The sequence below is a fragment of the Cupriavidus sp. 05T42 genome (assembly GCF_056396345.1).
The window spans coordinates 85,865-102,266 of sequence record NZ_JBFTLH010000017.1 but is presented as its reverse complement, the minus strand read 5'-3'; the positions used below and the strand labels follow the sequence as shown (position 1 = coordinate 102,266).

The window sequence follows — 16,402 nt, the reverse complement described above, 5'->3', positions numbered from 1 at the left end:
ACAAGCGACGCTTTACCCGTCCGTTTGCCCGTCTATCCGGAAGGCCGCCAGTCCAAAGGGAAACGGGGTCATGAATCCTTCCATTCGCAATCTGGCCAGCGTGGTCGCGCTGGCCGTCCTGCTCACCGCATGTTCGTCCACCAACGAACGTGCGACCACCGCCACGGCCGTGGAGCAGCCGCCCTCCGATCAGGCCATGAAGGCCCTGTCCGCGGAGGTGTTCACGTACGGCTATCCACTCGTGCTGATGGACGTGACACGCGAGGTGATGACGGCCCGCACGCCGGCGAACACCTTCGTCCACAAGCGCAACTTCCCGGATGCCATGTTCACCGACGTGGTCAGCCCCAACGCCGATACGCTGTATTCGACGGCCTGGCTGGACCTGTCGAAGGAGCCCGTGATTCTGTCCGTGCCCGATACCGCGGGCCGCTACTACCTGATGCCGCTGATGGATGCGTGGACCAATGTCTTCGCGTCGCCGGGCAAGCGCACCTCGGGCACCAAGCGCGGCGCGTTCGCCATCGTCGGGCCGGACTGGCAGGGCACGCTGCCCAAGGGCGTGAAGGAGATTCGCTCGCCCACCGCCATGGTCTGGCTGATTGGCCGCACGCAGACCAACGGGAAGCAGGACTTCCCGAACGTGCACCGACTCCAGGACCAGTACCGCCTGATTCCGCTTTCCGCCTGGCAGAAGGGCGCTCGCGTGGCGCCGCCGGCCGCGCCGCCGCGTGCCACGTTGATCGACACCCAGACGCCGCCCGTCGAGCAGGTAGCGGCCATGGACGCGCAGGCGTTCTTCACACGCATGGCCGACTTGCTGGAGGCCAACCCGCCGGCGCCCGAGGATGCGGCGATGGTCGGGAAAATGCGTCGGATGGGGATCGAGGCCGGCGAGCCGTTCAAGACCACCGTGCTGGAGCCGTCCACGGCGCGCGCCGTGCAGGAAGGCGCCACCGCGGCGCTGGCCGGGATTGCCGCCGAAGCGCGCAAGGGCGCGGCCGGCAGCACCGGCTGGCGCGTGACGCGTGACCTCGGCAGCTACGGCACCGACTACACCAAGCGCGCGGCCATCGCCATGGTGGGCCTGGGCGCGAACCTGCCCGAGGACGCGGTCTATCCCGCCACGCGCGCCGATGCCACGGGCCGGCCGTTCGATGGCGGCAGCCGCTACGTGCTGCATTTCGAGAAAGGGCAGTTGCCGCCGGTGAAGGCGTTCTGGTCGCTCACGCTCTATAACAACAAGCAGACGTTCGTGAACAACGCGATCCAGCGCTACGCGCTCGGCAGCCGCGACCGCCTGCGCTACAACCGCGACGGCTCGCTCGACATCTATATCCAGTACGAGCGCCCCGACGGCGCGCGCGCGACCAACTGGCTGCCGGCGCCGCCCGATGGCTTCAACCTCGTGCTGCGCGCCTACTGGCCGGACCAGGCCATGCTGGAAGGCAAGTGGGCGCCGCCGGCCGTGCAGCGCGTGAACTGACGCGCGAACCGGCGGCCCACCCCCATCAGAACTTGAACTTCACGCCCGCGTAGAACGCGCGCCCCACGCCCGGGTAGAACACCGCGGTGTTGGCGGTGCGTGCGTCGGCCACGGTGCCGAAGTCGCTGATATAGCGCTTGTCGGCCAGGTTGCGGGCATCGAGGAACAGCGTGACGCCGCGCTGGAATTCGTAGCTGGCCTGGATGCCGAACAGCACGTAGGCCGGCACCTTCATCGTGTTGGCGTAATCCACATAGGCGCCGGTCGGCACCCAGTCGATCGTTCCCGCCACCCGCAATCCCGCCACCTGGCTATACGCGAGCGTCGTGCGCAGCACGTGCTTCGGGATGCCGGCGATGCGGTTGTTGCCGTACACCGGGTCGTTGTCGAATCGGAAATCGCTGAAATTCCACAGTTGCGACACGGTGATCTTGTCGCCGGGGCCGGCCACGTTGCGCAGCACGTCGGCGCTGGCGCCCAGCTCCACGCCTTGCAGGATGGTGCGATTGGCGTTGAAGGTGGAAGCCGGTACATCGGGGCTGACCGTGTATTGCAGCAACTGGTCGCGCACGAGGGAGCGGTACACCGTCAGATCCCAGCCGAAGCGGTCCACCTGGCCGCGCGTGCCGGCCTCCAGCGTCCAGCCGCGCTGCGCGGCCAGCGGCACGAACTGGTTGGTCGCGCCGATGGTCTGGTTCAGATCGGAAAAATCCGGGACATCGGCGCTGCGCGTGATGTCGACGAAGGCCTGCACGTCCTTGCGCGGTTCCMAGAGCACGCCGAACTTCGGGTTCACCCCGCTGTAGGTGGCGCCGTCCGACTTGGCCGTGGGGCTGGCGGGCAGGCCGCCGTAGTCCTGGTACTCGCGCCGGTTGCGGTACGCCTTGGCGCCGGCCATCAGCGCCACGGTGGGCACCACGTAGAGCCGGTCTTCCAGATACGCCTCGTAGTTATACGCATCCTGCGCCGCGTTCAGCGTCTGCGCCMCCCGGCTGCCGTTCACGTTCACGTACTGGCGCGCATCGTTGTTGCCGCCGAAGAAGCGCGCGCCCGCGATCAGTTGGTTGCGCATGCCACCCAGCGTGAAATTGCCCGTGTAGCGCGGCGCAAAGCCGTACGTCCAGTAATCCTGGTCGATGACCTGGAAGATCGGGTGGTACAGACTCTTGTGGATGACCCAGGTGCTGAAGTCGAGCTGGCCGTTGTCGAGCTTCACGGTCGTCACGTTGGCCAGCCGCTCGGTGCGCGTGTTGCGGGCCTGGTCGCCCGCCAGCGCACTGGCCGAGGCCATGCGCGGGTTGTTCAGCGCGTCGTTCAGGCTCAGGGTGCCGGGCAGCAATTGATCGACGATGTACGCGCCGAAGTAGAAGCGCGTTTCCACGGACGGGCTGAAGCGGTAGCCGAGGTTGGCGTTGAGCTGCTCGTACTGGCCGCGCTCGTGGTTCCGGTAGCCCTCCGAATGGTTCACGGTCAGGTTGGCCAGGAAGTCCCACGCGCCGATCTGGCGCGACACCTGCCCGCTCGCGCGGATCGTGCCGAAGCTGCCGCCGTCCACGCGCGCCATGTTCGGCGCCTCGGCGTTCAGGGCGGTCGGCGTGGTGAAGTTGATCGCGCCGCCCAGCGTGGTGCTGCCGTAGGCGAGGCCGTTGCCGCCCTTGTAGATCTCCGCCGCCGACAGGCCGATCGGATCGATCTGGTAGAAGTCACCGCTGCCATCGGCGAAGTTGGTCGGCACGCCGTCCTGGAGGATGTCGATGCCGCGCGTGTGGAAGCCGCGCGCCACGCCCGAGCCGCGTATCGACAGCCGCAGTTCCTGGCCGTAGCGTTCCTGGACGTAGACGCCGGGTGCATCCTTGAGCACATCCCGCAGATCGCTGGCGTAGGTGTTGGTGTACGACGCCGCGTCGACAAACCCCACCGAGCCCGCCGATTCGAACAGCGACCGGCGCTGCTGGCTGATGCTGGGCGCGGTCAGCGATCCCGCCGCCGGGGCCGTCGCGGTGACGGTGGGCAGCACGTGTTCGGGTGCGGGGTCGGGCGCGCTGGCCGCCTGGCCCAGCGCAGCCGTGGACAAGGCGGCCACGGGCAAGACTGCCGCGCGGCGCCACGGATTGGCTCGATTCATGACTTCCTCTTGGAATTTTTCCCGAGAGGATACGGCCTGGCCTGCGCGCGCACCATGTGACACAAAGACACAGCTACGCGCGCATGAGGCCGGTTTTTCGACCGATTTCTAACCTAGTTCTGATTCATGCCGCCGCCTGACCCAGGTCAGGCGGGCAGCGCCGCCGGCTCGGGCAGCGTGACGGAGATCAGGCCGTCGAGCCCATCGACGTCATCGCCAAATTCCGCGTCCACGATCCGCACATCGACGCCATGGCCGATGCGGCGCACGAACACGTGCAGCAGTTCCGGCACCGGCGCGCTGGCGGAGAACCGCACGCCCTGCGCAGCATTGGCGTCGAAGCGCAGCGCCTGCAGCGTCAGGCCCGTGCGGCGGGCATTGGCGAGCACCCATTCCAGGCTGCCGAAGACATCGGCGGGATCGAGTTCGAGGGCGAGGTCGAGGGTGGGAAGCGGCATGGCAGGCGGTCCGGATGTGATGCGAAAGGTGTCCGGTAAATTTACCAGCGCCGGCGGAAAATGAGCTTCTGATTTTTCTTCGATATGAGTACAGATGAAGAAGAAATCGCTGATTGTCATACAATCATCGGATGATTATTCTTCTTGAAGCGAATCCGCCATGTCGAACCTTCCCAAGCTCGATGACATCGACCGCCGCATCCTGCGCGAACTGCGCCGCGACGGGCGCATCTCCAATGCGAAGCTGGCCGAGCTGGTTGGCCTGTCCGCCACGCCGTGCTGGAACCGGGTGCGGGCGCTGGAGGAAGCAGGGGTGATCGAGAGTTACGCGGCGCTGCTGAACCAGAAGGCGCTGGGCCTGCCGGACACGGTGCTAATCGAAGTCACGCTGGATCGCCACGACGACGACATGTTCCGCCGCTTTGGCGAGGCGCTGGCCGAACTGCCGGAAGTGCTCGAAGCCCATCTGCTGACGGGCGAGTACGACTATCTGATCAAGGTGGCCGTGGCCGGCACCGAGGGCTACGAGGAATTCCTGCGCCACAAGCTCTACAAGCTGCCCGGCCTGCGGCACAGCCACTCGACCTTCGTGCTGCGCACCCTGAAGCGCGAGCCCTCCGTCCAGCCCTAGTCGCTAGTCATTTTCCGAGAAATCAGCGCGGCGCAGCCAGCCTGCCCAGGCGGGGCGCCAGCGCGGTGGTAATGACGCCGAGGCCGATCAGCGCGAGGCCAATCGAAAGATCCGCGGAAATGCGCTCGTGCCAGGCCACCGCCGAGAGCAGCAGGCCGAGCAGCGGCACGCCGAGCATGGCGATGGAGGTGGCTGCCGGCGGCAGCGCCTGCGTGACATTGAGCACGACGATAAAGGTCAGCGCCGTGGCGAGCGGGCCGGTGTAGAGGATGATCGGCCAGATGTCCGCCATCGCGCCGAGATCTGGCGCGCCATCGCGGAACAGGGCCAGCAACAGCAGCGGCACCGTGGCCACCGCGCATTCCCACGGAATCATGTCCGCGCCGAGCCGCACCGCGCGGTGCGCGCGCAGATGGATGATGCTGACCGACCACGCGAGCGAGGCGCCGAGCAACATGGTCAGCCCCATCACGGTATGCAACTCCCAGTCGCCCAGCGCGGGCGCCACGATCACGGCGATGCCCGCGTAGCTGAACGCCGTGGCCAGCCATTGCAGCCGCGACGGCCGCTCGCCCAGCACCAGCGCGGACAGCGGAATCACCCAGATCGCCGTGGCGTAGGCCACCACCGAGGCCCGCCCCGGCGCCACGTACTGCAAGGCCCAGAGCGCCAGCGCCGTGAAGGCACCCATCTGCAACAACCCCACGCTGATCACCAGCGGCCATTCCTGGCGCGTGGGCAGGCGCAGCCGGCGCAGCGCGCCGAGCACCACCACGCTGATCAGCGCCGCCGAGCCGAAGCGCAGCGCCGCGAACCACAGCGGGCTGACGTGGGCCAGGCCGAGTTTCATCACGGGCCAGTTGCCGCCCCAGATGGCGACGGCCCCGATCAGGGGCAGGAATTTCTTGAGTCCGGCGGTCGGAGCGGCGCCGGCAGGAGCTTGGGCAGACATCGGGAAAGGTTTCCGGAACGGGTGCGGGGTGCTGAAAAGTCTACGTCTGGTTGCGCCGCAGCAATCACCGGATACAACTGCGCTGACTTCCGATTCCAGCATAGAATGCCGTTTTTGCACGAATAGGAAGCGCAACATGCTGGACATCGATCTCGACGCCACAGATATCCGGATCCTGAGCGAATTGCAGCGCGACGGCAGCCTCACCAATGTGGAGCTGGCCAGCCGCGTGAACCTGTCGCCGTCGCCCTGTCTGGCACGGGTGAAGCAACTGGAGAAATCGGGCGTGATCGCGCGCAAGGTCACGCTGCTGGACGCGCGCCGGCTCGGCCTCAAGGTGGTGGTGTTCATCTCGATCACGCTCGACAAGCAGCGCCGCGAGACATTGGACGAGTTCGAACGCCGCATCGCCGCGCTGCCACAGGTGRTGGAGTGCTACCTGATGTCGGGCGATGCCGACTACCTGCTGCGGGTGGTGGTGGCCGACGTGGACTCGCTCGAGCGTCTGATCATCGATCAGATCACGCGCATCCCGGGCGTGGCCAGCATCCGCTCCAGCTTCGCGCTGAAGCAGGTGCTGTACAGCACGGCGCTGCCGCTGGGGTAGACATTGATGCGACTGGCATCCTGCTGCAATTTAAGGAAATGCCCATAGAAACAGGAAATGTGACTCGTGAGAATGCGCGGGCGCCCGGGAAGCCTCGCTCACAAGGCGGGGCGGACCGGCCCTTCCTACTTACTCTTCGAGTCCATTCATGCAGGTGCTACCTCCAGTGCAGGCCCGCCGACAGCGCAGGGCTGTCGGCACGCCGTTGTCCGTGATCGCCACGGCTTGTCTCGTTTTTTCCCATTCCTCAATCGCCCAGCAGGTCGTCGCCAACGGCGTTCAGGTTCAGGTCGATGATGGTCGCGCCATCGACACCGGCAGCACGGTCGGGCGGGCAGGCGCCGCGGTCCTGGCCTACGACGGCGGCATCGTCAACATCGTCGATACCAATGGCGCGGTCGCCATCGCCACGCATGGCGGCGGCGCCCATGGGCTGGTGGCGCATGGCGGCGGCGTCATCACCATGCGCGGCGGCGGCATCAGCGCCGAGCAAGGCATGGGCCTGTTTGCCTATGACGACGGCAGCCGCATCGACCTCCACAACGTACAGGTCTTCGCGGGCCAGACCTACGAAGGCGCGCGGGCCGACGACGGTGCGCGCATCGGCATCACGGGCGGCACGATCACGGCCGAAGCCGGCCATGGCGTGATGGCCTTCAGTGGCGGGGCCCGGATCGACGTGCGTGACACCACCATCAACACCAGCGGCGACCATATCAGCGCGGTGGAGGCCAACAGCGAGGCCACCGTCACCATCACGGGCGGCGTGATCAACACCAGCGGGCTGCGCGGCCACGGGCTGGAGGCGATCGGCCTGAGCCACGGCACCCTCGTCGAGGCCACCGGCACGCGCATCCGCACCACCGGCAAGGCGGCGCACGGYGCCCATGCGATGTCCGGCGCCATCAACGTGGCGCAGGCCGATATCGTCACCGGCGGGGAAGGTGCCGCCGGCGTCTGGGTGGAGGGCGTCAACGACCAGCACGACTACGTCAGCACGGCCAATATCCGGGGCGGCACCGTGCAGACGCAGGGTGCGCTCGCCCACGGCCTGGGCGCGCTGTCGGGCGGCAAGCTTGAGGCCCGCGATCTGGCCGTGACGACCAAAGGGCAGCGCGCCGCAGGCGCCTTCGCCATGCACGGGGCGCAGGTGGCGCTCACCGGCGGCGCCGTGACCACCGAGGGCGCGGAAGCCTACGGCCTGTTGGCGATCGGCGAGAAACCGGGCACGACCCATCCCGCCACGCTGATCACGCACGATGTCGACATCGCCACGCACGGCGCTGACGCCCATGGCACGGTCCTGGGCGGCGCCGCCAGCCTGCACCTGCATCACGGCTCGGTCACGACGCACGGCGCGGGCGCGGCGGCCCTGGTCGCCACGGCCTACGGGCAGGGCACGAGTTCAGCCCTCGTGTCCGACGCGCGGCTCGTGGCCCATCAGGGTGCAGGCATCCTTGTGGAGGGCACCACGCTGGACGCCACGCTGCGGCGCGCGACGGTATCCGGCGGCACGCACGTCATCGAACTGGTGAATGGCAACGCTGCCGCCCCGGCAACGCTGAACCTCGGCCTGGAATCGTCGACGCTGGACGGCGCGGCGCGCATCGAGGCCGGCAGCACCTTCAGCCTGTCTGTGGACCCGCTATCGACCTGGAACACCCAGGGCGATGCCGTGGTCGCCAGCCTCGCCAACAGCGGCATGGTCAACCTCGTCACCGGCACGGCCCCCGGCCACACGCTGACCGTGACGCGTGACTACACCGGCAACGGCGGTACCGTGCGGCTCGCCACGCAGATGGGCGGCGATGGATCGGCCACCGACAAGATCGTGCTCGACGGCGCGCGCGCCTCGGGCGATACCAGCCTGCTGATCCGCCATGCTGGCGGCGAAGGCGCGCAGACCGTGCAAGGCATCCGCCTCGTGGAGACGCGCAACGGCGGCGCCACGGACGCCACGGCGTTCCGCCTGAACCCCGGCTCGGACGGCTACCGGCAAGGCGTGGGATCGATCGCCGCCGGCGCCTATGACTACCAACTGCTGCGGGGCGGCGAGGGTGGCACGGCCGAAGACTGGTATCTGGTGGCGCAGGTGCGGTCCGACGGGAAGCCTGACGACGTCGATCCGCTGCCGCCGCTGCGGCCGGAGGTCGGCGCCTATCTGAACAACAAGCTCGCCGCCAGCACCCTGCTGTTCCACACCCTGCGCGACCGGGAGGGCGAGCGCACCGCCGCCGGTACCGGCGACGCCAACCGCGCAGGCCGCCACGCCTGGCTGCGCACGGTCGGCGCCACGGCCAGCCGCGACAGCGCGCTGGGCCTGACCGGCAGCGACAACCGCTACCTCGTGCATGGCGGCAGCGATGTGCTCCGCTTGCCGGTGGACAAGGGCAGCATCCATGTGGGGGTGATGGGCGCGTACGGCGGCAGCCGCAACGTGTCGAACAACGGGCCGCTGGCCGCGCACGGCAAGGTCGATGGCGTTAGCGCGGGGGTCTACGGCACCTGGTACGGCAATCGCCACACGGAAACCGGCCCCTACGTGGATGCGTGGGTCATGTATGGCGCCTATGACAATGAGGTCAACGGCGCGGGCCTGCCCTCGGAGCGCTATCGCTCGTCGAACCTCGTCACCTCCATCGAAACCGGCCACGCCTTCCCGCTCCAACGCTCGGCKGACGTGCAGACGTATCTGGAGCCGCAACTGCAGATCCTCTACGCGAACTACTGGGCGGATCGCCATGTCGAGCAGGGCGGCACCGTGGTCAGCCAGCTCTCGGAGAGCAGCATCACCACGCGGCTGGGCCTGCGCCTGCATGGCGATGTCAGCCATCCCGAGACCGCCGGCAGCCCCATCGGCATGATGCGGATGAAACCGTTTGCCGAAATCAACTGGTGGCATGGCCCCGCCACGCAGACCGCGCAGTTCGACTCGCTCGTCGTCCGCGAGGACCTGCCTGCCAACCGCCTCGAAGCCCGGGTCGGCATGCAGGGCGATGTCACGCGGCGCCTGACCGTGTGGGGCAGCATTGGCGTCGAGGCCGGCGCGCAGGACTACACGGCCGGCAAGGCGCAACTGGGCATGCGCTACCGCTGGTAAGCCCCCGCTGAGGCGGGATGGCCGTCCGGCGGGGTCAGAACCCCACCGGATAGCCATCCTTGCGGGAATCCGATGCCGCCGCATAGCCGTGCGGCATCTTCATCGCCATCTGGGCCCCGCCGAAGTCGAGACTGTCGGCGGGTGCCTGCTCCACCTTGTGTCCCATGGCGCGCAGCCCCTCCACGGTGGCGGGCGGGCAATGGGCTTCCACGGCTACCCCCACGTTATCGTCCATCACGCGCCAGCGCGGCGCGTCGCTGGCGGCCTGCGGGTTCTGGCCGAAATCCGCCAGTCGGCTCGTCATCTGCACGTGGCCCTGCGCCTGCATCGACCCACCCATCACGCCGAACGACGCCAGCGGCGCACCGTCGCGCATCAGGAAGCCGGGAATGATGGTGTGGAACGGGCGCTTGCCCGGCGCCACCTGGTTCGGATGGCCGGTTTCCAGGCTGAAGCCCCAGCCCCGGTTATGCAGCGCGATGCCCGTGCCGGGCACCACCACGCCGGACCCGAAGCCTTTGAAGTTCGACTGGATGTACGACACCATCATCCCGTTGCGGTCGGCGGCGGTCAGGTAGACCGTGCCGCCCGTGTGCGGCTTGCCCGGGCCGGGATACGAGGCCTGGTCGGGGCGAATGGCGCGCGCGCGTTCGGCCAGATAGGCGGGATCGAGCAGCGCCTCGGGCGACACCGCGCCGGGCCGGCGCATGGCATCGATATCGCCCACATGGGCTTGCAGGTCGGCGAAGGCGAGCTTCATCGCCTCGATCTGCAGGTGCATGGTGCGGGCGCTATCGAGCCCGGACTCGGCAATATCCCAATGCTCGAGCATGCCCAGCGCCATCAGCGCGCCAATGCCCTGGCCGTTCGGGCCGATTTCATAGAGTTCCAGGTCGCGGTAGGCCATGCGGATCGGCTCGACCCAGTCCGCACGGTGGGCGGCGAGGTCGGCTTCGTCGATGCGGCCCCCGGTGGCGCGCGCGTGATCGGCAATCTTGCGCGCCAGTTCGCCGTGATAGAAGTCCTCCCCGCCGGAGCGGGCGATGCGCGTCAGCGTCTCCGCCTGCCCCGGGCAGATAAAGCGCTCGCCGGGCAGCGGCGCCCGGCCACGCGGGGCGAACGACTCGGCAAAGCCGGGCTCGTTGCGCAGCACCGGCACCTGCGCCTGCCACTGGCGATGGACCGTATGCGAGACCACGTAGCCATTGGTGGCGTACTCGATGGCGGGTTCGAACAGGTCCTCGAACGGCAGCGAGCCGAAGCGTTCCCACGTGGTGCGCCAGCCCGAGACCGCGCCGGGCACCGTCACGCTGTCCCAGCCGGTGAAGGGCATGCTGCTGTGGCGCGCGAACGATTCTGGCGTCCAGGCGCGCGGCGCGCGGCCGGAGGCGTTGAGGCCGTGCAGCGTCTCGCCGTCCCAGATCAGCGCGAAGGCGTCGCCGCCGATGCCGTTCATGCACGGTTCCACCACGGTCAGGGCGATGGCGGTGGCCAGCGCGGCATCCACGGCATTGCCGCCTCGCGCGAGCATGCGCATCCCGGCGGCGGCGGCCAACGGCTGCGACGTGGCGATCACATTGTCGGCAAGCACCGGCAAGCGGCGCGCCGTGTACGGAAAATCCCAGAAAGCCGTCATATTCAGTCCACCTTGACCTTCGCGGCCTGCGCCACCTTGGCCCAGTCGCGCATTTCCTCGTTGATCATGCGGCCGAACTTGTCCGGCGCCGAATAGACGATCTGCACGCCCTGGGCATCCATCGTGTCGACCAGATCCGGCTGGGCCAGCACGGCCTTGGTGGCGGCGGCCAGTTTCTCGATCACAGCCGGCGGAGTGCCCTTGGGCGCCACCAGGCCGAACAGGTTGTTGGCGCGGAAGTCCTGGATGCCGGCTTCGCCCATGGTCTGCACCTCGGGCAGGGACTTCACGCGCTGGTCGGAGGCCACCGCCAGCAGGCGCAGCTTGCCCGCCTTCACGTGCGGCAGGGCCGAGGGAATGCTGTCGAACATCATCGCCGAGCGGCCCGCCATCAGGTCCGGCAGCGCGAACGAACTGCCCTTATACGGCACGTGCATCACGTCCACCCCCGTGCGCAGCCGGAACAGCTCCGACTCCAGGTGCGACAGCGTGCCCGACCCCTGCGAGGCAAAGTTGTACTGCCCCGGCGACGCCTTCAGGTATTTCACCAGTTCCGGCACGGTCTTCACGGGCAGCGTGGACGGCACCACGAGGATGTGCGGCACATTGCCGATGCCGGCGATCGGCACGAAATCCTTGGCGAGGTTGGCCGGCTGGTTGCTGTAGGTGACGGCGGCGATGGCGGCATTGCTGACGGCGGCCATGTAGAGCGTGTAGCCGTCCGGCGCGGCCTTGGCGGCGTAGCCCATGCCCAGCGCGCCCCCGGCGCCCGGGCGGTTTTCCACCACCACCGGCTGCTTGAGCACCTGCGAGAGCCGCGTGCCCACGGCGCGGGCCAGCACGTCGGTGGCGCCGGCGGGCGGGAACGACAGCACGAGCTGGATCGGACGATCCGGATACTCGGCGGGTGCGGCGAATGCGGCCGGTGCGGCCAGGGCGCCCGAGAGGCCGGCGGCGGCCACGAGCAGCGGCAGGGCGCGGTTCAGGATGGTGCGCGCATGCGCCGGCGCGGTGCATGCGGGCAAGGGAGACGGGAACGACGACTTCAACATGATGGGAGAGACTCCGAGGGCGATGGGTTGCGGAACATCTGACGCACCGGCCGCTGTCTCGCGGGCTCTGTCGCGCCTGTCATGCCAGGGGCCGCGCGCCTTGGGGCGGCCTGCTGTTGGGAGTGGGATCGATTCTAGGCACGGTCCGTGCATCATGGGATGCAAATTGGCCATGGACCTATGCGAAACCGGAATAGGGCCTGCGCATCCGGGCGCCGCAGGCATCCGTGGCCCGGTCATGGGGTCGCATCATGCAGTTGAAATGGATCGAAGACCTGCTCGTGCTGGAACGCACGCGCAGTTTCTCGCGTGCCGCCGAGTTGCGGCACATCACGCAGTCGGCGCTGTCGCGCCGCATCCGCTCGCTGGAGGACTGGGTCGGCGCCGAACTGGTGGACCGCAACACCTACCCGCTGGCGCTGACACGGGCCGGCGCGGCTTTCTGCGAGACGGCCGGGCAGGCGGCGGACCTGCTGCTGGACGCCCGCGCCGCCTTGCGGCGCGAGGCGTCGCTGCCTGGCAATGCCATCGACATCGCCGCCGGGCACACGCTCTCGCTGGCCTTCCTGCCGGCCTGGCTCAAGCGCTGCCAGCAACGCTTCGGCGACTTCCACGCGCGTGTGGTGGCGGCCAATGTGCTGGACGCCGTGGTGGCGCTGTCCGAAGGCCACTGCGACCTGATGCTCGGCTACAACCACCCGCGCGTGCCGGTCTCGCTCGATGCGGACCGTTTCCTGAGCCTGACCGTGGGCGCCGACACGCTGCTGCCGGTCTCGGCCCCCCGGCCCGATGGCCGCCCGCGCTTCGCCGTGCCCGCCGCCTCCCCGGGCGACGCGCCGCCCATCCCCTTCCTGGCCTACACCCCCAACACCACGCTCGGGCGCGTGCTCGATACTGTCCTGGAGACGCACAACGCGCACCGGGGGCTGGTGCGCTGCTACGAGGCCGACATGGCCATGCTGCTGCTGAAGATGGCGACCGAGGGCCACGGGCTGGCGTGGCTGCCGTTGAGCACCGCCGCCGAGGCGCTGGCCGACGGCACGCTGGTGCATGCCGGCGATGCGTCCTGGTACGCGGAACTCGAGATCGTCGCGTTTCGGCCCGTAATCAGCAGCAATCCCACGCTGCTGGAGTTCTGGCGGATGCTGGAGACGCCCGGGTCGGCCACGCCCCGGTTGGTGTCGTCGCGACCGGCGGTGCTGGCTTCCGCCGCGTAGTTATCCAGCGAGTTGCTCCCGCACGGCGGCTTGCAGCGCGGGCAGCAGCTCGGCTTCGAACCACGGATGGTGGCGCATCCATCCCACCACCCGCCAGGACGGATGCGGCAGCGGGAACACATGCGGCCCGGCTGCGCGGAAGTTGCGCACGGCGTCCGTCATCGATCCGCCGGCACCCTTCGGCAGATAGCGCGCCTGGGCGTAGCTGCCGACCAGCAGCGTCAGGCGGTCCGGCGGCAGGTGTTCCAGGATGGCCTCGTGCCAGAGCGGCGCGCATTCGCGGCGCGGCGGCAGGTCGCCGCTGGGCCCCTTGCCCGGATAACAGAACCCCATCGGCATCAGGGCCACGCGGCTGGCGTCGTAGAACACCTCGGGGGTGAGGCCGGTCCAGTCGCGCAGGCGGTCGCCGCTGGGGTCGTCGAATGGCACGCCGCTGGCGTGCACGCGCGAGCCCGGCGCCTGGCCGATGATGAGGATGCGTGATGTGGCGCTGAACTGCACCACGGGGCGCGGCCCGGCGGCGAGGTCGGCCGCGCAGCGCGTGCAGGCGGCGATCTCGTGGCGCAGGCGCTGCACGGCATCGGGGGCGAAACCGGGGGAAAGACCCGGCGAGTAAGGTGGGGACGGCATAGCCATTCTGCGAAATTCCTGAGGCATGCGTATATTACTGGTCGATGCGCCGGCGCTCTCGCCGGCCCCCGAATGAAAGGATCAGACGTATGACGACGCAAACCGAAACCGCCATCCTCGCCGGCGGCTGCTTCTGGGGCATGCAGGACCTGCTGCGCCGCTATCCGGGTGTGCTCTCCACGCGCGTGGGCTACTCCGGCGGCGATGTGCCGAACGCGACCTATCGCAACCACGGCACCCACGCGGAAGCCATCGAGATCGTGTTCGATCCGAAGCAGATCAGCTTTCGCCAAATCCTCGAATTCTTCTTCCAGATCCACGATCCGACCACCAAGAACCGGCAAGGCAACGATGTCGGCACCAGCTACCGCTCCGCCATCTTCTATATGGATGACGAGCAGAAACAGGTGGCCGAGGACACCGTGGCCGACGTGGACGCCTCCGGGCTGTGGCCGGGCAAGGCGGTCACCGAGATTTCCCAGGCCGGCCCGTTCTGGGAGGCGGAACCCGAGCACCAGGACTACCTGGAGCGGCTGCCGAATGGCTATACCTGCCACTTCGTGCGCCCGAACTGGAAGCTGCCGGCGCGCGTGTAATGCGTGTAGCGCCCCAGTTGTAAGTTCGGCGACCATGCGGCCGGCGGGCCGATGAGGAGGCTGTATGTCGGATTCCCCTGAAATCTTCGACGCCATCATCATCGGCACTGGCCAGGCGGGCCCGTCGCTGGCGGGCCGGCTGACGCAGGCGGGCATGACCGTGGCGATCATCGAGCGCCATCAGGTCGGCGGCACCTGCGTCAACGTGGGCTGCACGCCGACCAAGGCGCTCGTCGCCAACGCCTATGCGGCCCATCTGACGGCGCGCGCCGCCGACTACGGCGTGATGCTGCCGGGGCCGGCCCGCATCGACATGGCCCGGGTCAGCGCCCGCGTGGCGGAGATCAGCGGCAAGTCCCGCACGGGGCTGGAAGGCTGGCTCGGGGGCATGCAAGGCTGCACGCTGATCCGTGGCCACGCCCGGCTGGAGAGCCCCCGCACCGTGCGCGTGGGCGACCGCCTGCTGCGCGCGAACAAGATCTTTCTCAATGTGGGCGGCCGTGCGCTGGCGCCCAAGGAAATCGGCGGGCTTGCCGAGGTTCCCTATCTGACGAATACGAACATGGTGGCGATGACCGAGGTGCCCGGGCACCTGATCGTCATCGGCGGCAGCTATGTGGGACTGGAGTTCGCGCAGGTATTMCGCCGTCTCGGCGCGCAGGTCACGGTGGTGGAGCGCGGCCAGCACCTGATTGCGCGGGAAGATCCGGACGTCTCGCTGCAGGTGCGGGAGATCCTGGAAGCGGAAGGCATCCGCATCCGCTGCGGCGCGGAGTGCATCCAGCTTTACCCGCATGCCGAAGGTGCGGCGGTGGGCGTCAGCGGCCCGGGCTGCCCGGCCGGCGCGGAGCAGATCGCCGGTACCCACGTGCTGCTGGCCGTGGGCCGGCGACCGAACACCGACGACCTGGGCCTCGACAAGGCCGGCGTGGCCACCGATGCGCGCGGCTATATCGATGTCGACAACCAGCTCCGCACCAGCGTGGACGGCATCTGGGCACTGGGCGATTGCAACGGGCGCGGCGCCTTCACCCACACCGCCTACAACGATTTCGAAGTGGTGGCGGCCAATCTGCTCGATGGGGCCCAGCGCTCCGTGGGTGACCGGATTCCGGTCTACGCGCTGTTCACCGATCCGCCGCTCGGCCGCGTGGGCATGACCGAAGCCCAGGCGCGGCAGGCCGGCCACCGGGTGCGCATCGGCATGCGGCCGATGACGCGCGTGGCGCGGGCCGTGGAGAAGGGCGAGGCGCAGGGCTCGATGCGGGTGGTGGTGGATGCCGATACCGACCAGATTCTCGGCGCCGCCATCCTCGGCCCGGGCGGCGACGAGGCGGTCCATATGGTGCTGGCCGCGATGGCCGGTGGCATGACCGCCACGCAGATGACCCAGACCATGGCCATCCATCCGACCGTATCGGAGTTGATTCCGACAATCTTTGGGGAGTTGTCGAAGCCCCGCTGACTCCCGACTATTTTCATATCTGACGCAAAAAGTCTAACTACGAGACCGCAATTCGCTGCGATAGAGTCACACAGGCTGTGGCGCCCCAAGCGCTGAATACAAAACACACCTGGGAGACAACCATGACTTCGAAATTCGTAGCCGTTGCGTGCCTTTCGGCGATTGCCGCCTTCATGTCCACGGCCGCCAGTGCGCAGCAGCAAAAACCGGCCAACGCGCAGGAGGCCAAGGCCGCCTTCGCCGAGAAATTCAAGGCCGCCGATACCAACCAGGACGGCAAGTTGAGCCGCGAAGAGGCCGAGGCCGGCATGCCGGAAGTCTTCAAGAATTACGACAAGATCGACACCAAGAAGACCAATGGCATCACGCAGAAGCAGATCGGGGCCTACTTCGCGGCGCGCGCCAAGCAGCAGAAAGCCGCGCGGGATCCGGGCAGCCTGAACTGAC

14 protein-coding genes are annotated in these 16,402 nt (G+C 68.2%); 8 read left to right on the top strand and 6 right to left on the bottom strand.

Features of this window, described 5'->3' with window-relative positions:
* Positions 1-70: 70 nt before the first annotated feature.
* Positions 71-1,486: a DUF1254 domain-containing protein gene (locus AC1EJR_RS21105; RefSeq protein ID WP_092300675.1), complete on the top strand. Its 1,416-nt coding sequence runs from the start codon at positions 71-73 to the stop codon at positions 1,484-1,486.
* Positions 1,487-1,511: 25 nt separating this feature from the next.
* Here AC1EJR_RS21105 and AC1EJR_RS21100 read toward each other — a convergent pair whose 3' ends face one another.
* Both AC1EJR_RS21100 and AC1EJR_RS21095 read right to left on the bottom strand, forming a co-directional pair.
* The gene (locus AC1EJR_RS21100) at positions 1,512-3,611 is read right to left on the bottom strand and encodes a TonB-dependent receptor family protein (protein WP_477147513.1); all 2,100 of its coding nucleotides are present in this window, start codon (positions 3,609-3,611) and stop codon (positions 1,512-1,514) included.
* A 146-nt stretch (positions 3,612-3,757) separates the two neighbouring features.
* Complete coding sequence (locus AC1EJR_RS21095; protein WP_477113631.1) at positions 3,758-4,069, bottom strand: AsnC family transcriptional regulator; 312 nt, start codon at positions 4,067-4,069, stop codon at positions 3,758-3,760.
* 160 nt (positions 4,070-4,229) lie between these two features.
* Between AC1EJR_RS21095 and AC1EJR_RS21090 the strand changes: the two genes are divergently transcribed.
* Complete coding sequence (locus AC1EJR_RS21090) at positions 4,230-4,700, top strand: Lrp/AsnC family transcriptional regulator (protein WP_092300665.1); 471 nt, start codon at positions 4,230-4,232, stop codon at positions 4,698-4,700.
* 22 nt (positions 4,701-4,722) lie between these two features.
* Here the strand turns inward: AC1EJR_RS21090 and AC1EJR_RS21085 are convergent, their stop codons facing one another.
* Positions 4,723-5,652 (bottom strand): DMT family transporter, encoded by a 930-nt coding sequence (locus AC1EJR_RS21085; protein WP_477106037.1) that lies wholly within the window; start codon positions 5,650-5,652, stop codon positions 4,723-4,725.
* A 136-nt stretch (positions 5,653-5,788) separates the two neighbouring features.
* On the opposite strand from AC1EJR_RS21085, the gene AC1EJR_RS21080 reads away from it, so the two are divergent.
* Together AC1EJR_RS21080 and AC1EJR_RS21075 are read left to right on the top strand one after the other, a co-directional pair.
* A complete protein-coding gene (locus AC1EJR_RS21080) occupies positions 5,789-6,259 on the top strand; it encodes an Lrp/AsnC family transcriptional regulator (protein WP_477147512.1) in 471 nt (156 codons plus the stop codon).
* Between the two features lie 148 nt (positions 6,260-6,407).
* Positions 6,408-9,359 (top strand): autotransporter family protein, encoded by a 2,952-nt coding sequence (locus AC1EJR_RS21075; RefSeq protein WP_477113630.1) that lies wholly within the window; start codon positions 6,408-6,410, stop codon positions 9,357-9,359.
* A gap of 34 nt (positions 9,360-9,393) precedes the next feature.
* Here the strand turns inward: AC1EJR_RS21075 and AC1EJR_RS21070 are convergent, their stop codons facing one another.
* Positions 9,394-10,995 (bottom strand): gamma-glutamyltransferase family protein, encoded by a 1,602-nt coding sequence (locus AC1EJR_RS21070; protein WP_477113629.1) that lies wholly within the window; start codon positions 10,993-10,995, stop codon positions 9,394-9,396.
* Positions 10,996-10,997: 2 nt separating this feature from the next.
* Complete coding sequence (locus AC1EJR_RS21065) at positions 10,998-12,047, bottom strand: Bug family tripartite tricarboxylate transporter substrate binding protein (RefSeq protein ID WP_441592974.1); 1,050 nt, start codon at positions 12,045-12,047, stop codon at positions 10,998-11,000.
* A gap of 251 nt (positions 12,048-12,298) precedes the next feature.
* On the opposite strand from AC1EJR_RS21065, the gene AC1EJR_RS21060 reads away from it, so the two are divergent.
* A complete protein-coding gene (locus tag AC1EJR_RS21060) occupies positions 12,299-13,264 on the top strand; it encodes a LysR substrate-binding domain-containing protein (RefSeq protein WP_092300647.1) in 966 nt (321 codons plus the stop codon).
* Here the strand turns inward: AC1EJR_RS21060 and AC1EJR_RS21055 are convergent, their stop codons facing one another.
* A complete protein-coding gene (locus AC1EJR_RS21055) occupies positions 13,265-13,894 on the bottom strand; it encodes a uracil-DNA glycosylase family protein (RefSeq protein WP_477113636.1) in 630 nt (209 codons plus the stop codon). It lies immediately after the preceding gene.
* An 89-nt stretch (positions 13,895-13,983) separates the two neighbouring features.
* Between AC1EJR_RS21055 and msrA the strand changes: the two genes are divergently transcribed.
* The 3 genes from msrA to AC1EJR_RS21040 all read left to right on the top strand — a co-directional run bounded on the left by msrA (position 13,984) and on the right by AC1EJR_RS21040 (position 16,401).
* On the top strand, positions 13,984-14,490 hold the full coding sequence (msrA, locus tag AC1EJR_RS21050) for a peptide-methionine (S)-S-oxide reductase MsrA (RefSeq protein ID WP_092300641.1): 507 nt from the start codon (positions 13,984-13,986) through the stop codon (positions 14,488-14,490).
* A gap of 64 nt (positions 14,491-14,554) precedes the next feature.
* Positions 14,555-15,955: an FAD-containing oxidoreductase gene (locus tag AC1EJR_RS21045; RefSeq protein WP_477147511.1), complete on the top strand. Its 1,401-nt coding sequence runs from the start codon at positions 14,555-14,557 to the stop codon at positions 15,953-15,955.
* A 122-nt stretch (positions 15,956-16,077) separates the two neighbouring features.
* Positions 16,078-16,401: a calcium-binding protein gene (locus AC1EJR_RS21040; RefSeq protein WP_092300635.1), complete on the top strand. Its 324-nt coding sequence runs from the start codon at positions 16,078-16,080 to the stop codon at positions 16,399-16,401.
* Position 16,402: the final 1 nt, after the last annotated feature.